The organism is Hymenobacter sp. UV11, from assembly GCF_004684095.1.
Taxonomy (GTDB): Bacteria; Bacteroidota; Bacteroidia; order Cytophagales; family Hymenobacteraceae; genus Hymenobacter.
The window spans coordinates 1-462 of the sequence record NZ_SRII01000071.1; the positions used below are offsets into that span (position 1 = coordinate 1).

Sequence of the window (462 nt, forward strand, 5' to 3'; positions counted from 1 at the left end):
TTTTTCTCTCTCTTATTTTCCCTTACGTCAAAGAACGTCTACTACCCTTTCGGTAGTAAATGTGGAATAGCTGAATTACTTCCCGCTAAACCAATATCATAATCTACTTGCACAATCAGCAAGTATAATCAGTGGAGGATAACGGAGTCGAACCGTTGACCCCCTGCGTGCAAGGCAGGTGCTCTAGCCAGCTGAGCTAATCCCCCAGAAGTTGACATTCAAGCAGAAACCCGCTGCTGCCAGTGGGCCTGCCTGGACTCGAACCAGGGACCTCTACATTATCAGTGTAGCGCTCTAACCACCTGAGCTACAAGCCCGGGTTCGGACTTTTCTCTTGCGAGACAAGCCCAGAATCCGATGAAATTATTGAATGGAGGAAACAGACATTTTTATAAGTGTGGAGCGAATCGAATCAACTACCAGTGTCTCGAGCAAGAGTGCTCCAGAAAGGAGGTGATCCAG

Annotated in this window: 2 tRNA genes; both read right to left on the reverse strand. The window is 47.6% G+C overall.

From position 1 onward, the window contains the following. Window positions 1-132: 132 nt before the first annotated feature. Window positions 133-206, reverse strand: a tRNA-Ala gene (locus E4631_RS25735). A gap of 37 nt (window positions 207-243) precedes the next feature. Then, window positions 244-317 (reverse strand) — tRNA-Ile (locus tag E4631_RS25740). Window positions 318-462 lie beyond the last annotated feature (145 nt).